General features: G+C 71.7%; 4 protein-coding genes. 1 reads left to right on the top strand and 3 read right to left on the bottom strand.

Translation table 11 applies throughout. The features are described 5' to 3' along the window. Window positions 1-126: 126 nt before the first annotated feature. Window positions 127-1,716, bottom strand: a complete 1,590-nt coding sequence (locus AB0L34_RS33285; RefSeq protein ID WP_363709589.1) for an MDR family MFS transporter — start codon at window positions 1,714-1,716, stop codon at window positions 127-129. Window positions 1,717-1,826: 110 nt separating this feature from the next. Between AB0L34_RS33285 and AB0L34_RS33280 the strand changes: the two genes are divergently transcribed. After that, window positions 1,827-2,420 (top strand): TetR family transcriptional regulator, encoded by a 594-nt coding sequence (locus tag AB0L34_RS33280; RefSeq protein ID WP_357462356.1) that lies wholly within the window; start codon window positions 1,827-1,829, stop codon window positions 2,418-2,420. A 43-nt stretch (window positions 2,421-2,463) separates the two neighbouring features. Here the strand turns inward: AB0L34_RS33280 and AB0L34_RS33275 are convergent, their stop codons facing one another. Both AB0L34_RS33275 and AB0L34_RS33270 read right to left on the bottom strand, forming a co-directional pair. After that, complete coding sequence (locus tag AB0L34_RS33275; RefSeq protein ID WP_363709587.1) at window positions 2,464-2,973, bottom strand: GNAT family N-acetyltransferase; 510 nt, start codon at window positions 2,971-2,973, stop codon at window positions 2,464-2,466. Further along, the gene (locus tag AB0L34_RS33270; RefSeq protein ID WP_363709585.1) at window positions 2,970-3,191 is read right to left on the bottom strand and encodes a biotin/lipoyl-binding carrier protein; all 222 of its coding nucleotides are present in this window, start codon (window positions 3,189-3,191) and stop codon (window positions 2,970-2,972) included. The genes AB0L34_RS33275 and AB0L34_RS33270 overlap by 4 nt, the downstream gene beginning before the upstream one ends. Between the last annotated feature and the right edge of the window lie 465 nt (window positions 3,192-3,656).

Genomic DNA, 3,656 nt, shown 5'->3' with positions numbered 1-3,656 from the left:
CGAGAGCATCGGCTCCGGGACGACCTGGTGACGGGGCAGCGTCGAGAGCCGAAACTCCCGGGCGATCATGGCCTGCGTCGCCTCTGGCGCCGCCTCACCGGCCCCTTCCGACGGCCCTGAAGCGGGTCAGGCGACGGGTGCCTTGCCGAGGGCGGCCTCGGCCTGGCCGTCGCCGGCGCCCTGCGGGGCCGGCGGCTCGTTGGCGGTCCGCAGCGGGATCTCCTTGATGAACCAGGCCAGCACCGGCACCGCCACGGTGAACAGCACCGCCCACCAGAAGACGTGCGAGATCGCGTCGGCGAGGCCACCGAGCACCAGCTCCCGCGCCTGCGCCGGCAGGTCCTTGAGCCCCGCCAGGTCCATCGCGGCGCCGGCCTCGCCGCCGCCGCTGAACGCGCCACCGGCCGGGGAGCCGGCCAGCCGGTTGGCGAAGATCGCGCCGAACAGCGAGATGCCGAACGAGCCGCCGATCGAGCGGAAGAACGTGGCGGCGCCGCTCGCCGCGCCCAGGTCCTTCTGCGCCACGCTGTTCTGCGCGATGAGCATCGAGGTCTGCATGAGGAAACCCATGCCGACGCCGAGCACGATCATGTAGAGCGAGGACTCGAGCTTGCCGGTGTGCGCGTCGAGCAGGGTCAGCAGCCCCATGCCCGCGGTCATCACCACGCCGCCCACGATCGGGTAGATCCGGTACCGCCCGGTCTTCGTGATCGCGCGACCGACCACCAGCGAGACCACCAGCATGCCGAACATCAGCGGAAGCAGTAGCAGCCCGGAGTTCGTCGCCGAGGCGCCCTGCACGGTCTGCTGGTACAGCGGCAGGAAGTTCATCGCGCCGAACATCGCGAAGCCGAGCAGGAAGCCGATCACGGAGATCAGCGCGAAGTTGCGGTTGGCGAAGAGCCCCAGCGGCAGGATCGGTTCGGCGGCCCGCCGCTCGACCAGACCGAAGACCACCAGCGCGACCACGGCGAGCGCGGCCAGGCCGAGGATCTGCGGCGACACCCACGCGTACTCGTTGCCGCCCCAGGTGGTGACGAGCACGATCGCGGTGATGCCGACCGAGAGCAGCCCGGCGCCGAGCCAGTCGATCCGGTGTTCGGTGCGGTACTTCGGCAGGTGCATGGTCGTGGCGAGGACCAGCAGCGCGACGCCGCCCAGCGGCAGGTTCACGTAGAACGCCCAGCGCCAGGAGAGGTGGTCGGTGATGAAGCCGCCGACCAGCGGGCCGGCCACCATCGCGATGGCCATGATGCCGGCGATCATGCCCTGGTAGCGGCCCCGCTCCCGGGGCGGCACCAGGTCGCCGATGATCGCCATCACGCCGACCATCAGGCCGCCGGCGCCGAGGCCCTGCACCGCCCGGAAGGCGATCAGCTCGACCATGCCGTCGCCCGGCCCGCCGAACAGGTCGGAGCCGGCCATCCCGCACAGCGCCGAGCCGACCAGGAAGACGACCACCGAGGTGAGGAAGACGGACTTGCGCCCGTAGAGGTCGCCGAGCTTGCCCCAGATCGGGGTCGAGACCGTGGTGCCCAGCACGTACGCCGTCACCACCCAGGTGAAGTGGTCGAGCCCCCCGAACTCGCCCACGATCCGCGGTAGCGCCGTGCTGACGATCATGTTGTCGAGCATCGCCAGCATCATGGCGATCATCAGGCCGAAGAGCACGACCCGCACGTTGGGTCGTGCCGGTTCCTGGCTTGCCTGCGTCATGGGTAAGCTCCCCCGAGATGTGCCGCACTTACTTGCCGCCCGGCTAGTTAACTTACTAGCCGCACGGTAAGTTGGGCGGCAGGACCGGTCAAGCGAATTGGGTGGCACACGTGAGGGAGAGCACAGGCGGCACGCGGGAGCGCATCAAGTCCGTCGCGCTGGAGCTCTTCACCGAGCAGGGGTACGAGAAGACCTCGCTGCGCGAGATCGCCGAACGGCTGAACGTGACGAAGGCCGCGCTCTACTACCACTTCAAGAGCAAGGACGAGATCATCAGCAGCGTCGTCGAGGACCGGCTGGAGCTGATGGACGGCCTCATCGCCTGGGCCGAGTCGCAGCCGGCGAGCCGGGACACCCGGCGCGCCGTGATCGGCCGGTACGCCGACGCCATGTTCGCCGGCGACGAGCCCTCGGTGATGCGGTTCTTCGAGCAGAACCAGACCGTGCTGAAGAGTCTCGCCGCCGGGCAGCAGATGCGCGGCCGGATGCTGCGGCTGGCCGAGATGCTCTGCCGGGGAGACGACTCGCCCGCCGCGCAGCTCCGCGCGATCCTGTCGCTCTTCGCCGTGCACAGCAGCTGGTTCGCGATCCGCACGCCGGGCATCACCGACACGGAGCGGAGAAGGCTCGCGCTGGAGATGGCCGACGAACTGCTCGCCCCCATCGGGACCGGGCGCGACGCCGCCGCGACGGAGGCGCCCTGACGCCCGCCGGCCCCGGCGACACGCCGGCCCGGTCCGGGCCGGATCAGGCGCCGGTGAGCTCCAGCCGGAGGGCGAGCAGTTCCACCCCGGCCAGGGGCGACCAGTCCAGCTCCGGCACGCGCACGAAGCCCCGGCGCCGGTAGAGCCGCTGGGCGGAGGCGGCGAAGCCGTGGCGGACGCAGATCATCACCGCCGAGCAGCCCAGCTCGGTCGCCCGGGACACGCACGCCTCGACCAGGGCCGCGCCGACGCCCCGGCCCTGCGCGGCCGGGTCCACGGCCAGCATCCGGAACTCCGCCTCGCCCGCCCCGGACAGCTCCGCGTACCGGGTGCCGGGGAGGACGAACGTCACCGATCCGAGCACCGCGCCGGTCTCCTGGTCGACGGCGACGAGGACCTCGCCGTGCTCCGACCGGACCGCCACGTCGGCGAGCACGGCGGCGTAGCCGTGCTCGCCCTTGAGCTGGCCGTCGGCCTCGTACGCGGCGACCGTCAGCCGGGCCACCGCCGCGAAGTCGGCCGGCCCGGCCCGCCGCACCGAGAGGCCGGTCAATCGATCACCGCGATGAGGTCCCCGTCCTGCACGACGTCACCCTCGTTGACCGCGAGCTGCCTGACGACACCGTCGGACTCGGCGACGACCGGGATCTCCATCTTCATCGACTCCAGGATCACCAGCGTGTCCCCCTCGGACACGGTGTCCCCGGCCGACGCGACGACCTTCCAGACGTTCGCCACCATCTCGGCGCGGATCTCCTCGGCCATCTCCACGGCCCCTTCTCTCGCGTGTTGCCTGCCGACGTATCCAATCATGCGGACGCCCCGCGGCGGGCGTGGAGCGGTCGCGTCCGGATGATCCACTGTCGGGTCGGCGTGCCGCCGCGTCCCGCCCGGCCGGGATGCGGCGACACGGCGAGGCGGCCGGCGTGTCGCGCGGCGCGCGTACGGCCGGCCGCCCCGGCGCACCACGGCGGGTGCCGGCAGCACTAGCATCAGCGGGTCGGACCCGGCGCCGGGAGGACCGGTGCGTGCACCGGCGCCGAGGTCGTGCGCAGGCGGATCCGACCATCACGAGGAGGTCACCATGGCGAAGAAGGCCCGGAAGAAGAAGGCCCGGAAGAAGAGCGGCGCCAACCACGGCAAGCGCCCCAACTCCTGATCCGGCGGCCGGGCCCACGGCCCGGCGTCGATCAGCCAGCGAAACGCCGGTGGCCCGGGGGGGCGTGGCACCCGGCC

The organism is Micromonospora sp. NPDC052213, from assembly GCF_040679695.1.
GTDB lineage: Bacteria > Actinomycetota > Actinomycetes > Mycobacteriales > Micromonosporaceae > Micromonospora.
This window is presented reverse-complemented; position numbering and strand designations above follow the sequence as displayed.